This window comes from Corallococcus praedator (assembly GCF_003612125.1).
Lineage (GTDB): Bacteria > Myxococcota > Myxococcia > Myxococcales > Myxococcaceae > Corallococcus > Corallococcus praedator.
Map to the genome: position 1 here is coordinate 1 of NZ_RAWI01001112.1, position 433 is coordinate 433.

2 protein-coding genes are annotated in these 433 nt (G+C 67.9%); both read right to left on the reverse strand.

Features of this window, described 5'->3' with window-relative positions:
- Positions 1–260 (reverse strand): NAD(P)H-binding protein (locus D7Y13_RS43280; RefSeq protein ID WP_120631132.1); only part of this gene is annotated, 260 nt, incomplete at its 3' end.
- A gap of 29 nt (positions 261–289) precedes the next feature.
- Positions 290–418 (reverse strand): reverse transcriptase-like protein, encoded by a 129-nt coding sequence (locus tag D7Y13_RS49290; RefSeq protein ID WP_369333611.1) that lies wholly within the window; start codon positions 416–418, stop codon positions 290–292.
- Between the last annotated feature and the right edge of the window lie 15 nt (positions 419–433).

Sequence of the window (433 nt, forward strand, 5' to 3'; positions counted from 1 at the left end):
ACCGTCTTCTTGCGGGCGTCGCCCGAGCCCGGTCCCGCGCCGGCGGCGAAGACGACCGCGTCGGCGCCGCGGATCGCGCTCGCGATGTCGCTCTCGCTCTCCAGGTCGGCGATAACCGGCTCGATCCCGACCGCGCGTAGATCGTCGGCCTGGTCGGGGTTGCGGATCAGGCCGCGGACGGTGTGGCCGCGCTCGGCGAGAAGTCGTCCCAGGATCAGGGCGATCTTGCCGTGGCCGCCGGCGATGGCAATCGTGCTCATCTCACTCTCCTACCCATCATGCGGCCGGGTCAGGCATTGTCGAGGGCCTCGTTGACAAGCTTGTCGGCGTCGGAGTTCTGGGCGCGCTTGACGTGGCGGATCGACCAGGAGTCGAACCCCGCCAGCATCTTCTTCGCCTTGGCGTGGAGCTCTTTCATGTCCGCGTGTTTGAC

Excerpts from the sequence above, each read along its gene's own strand:
- D7Y13_RS49290 (WP_369333611.1), bottom strand. The coding sequence starts at position 418 with ATGAAAGAGCTCCACGCCAAGGCGAAGAAGATGCTGGCGGGGTTCGAC.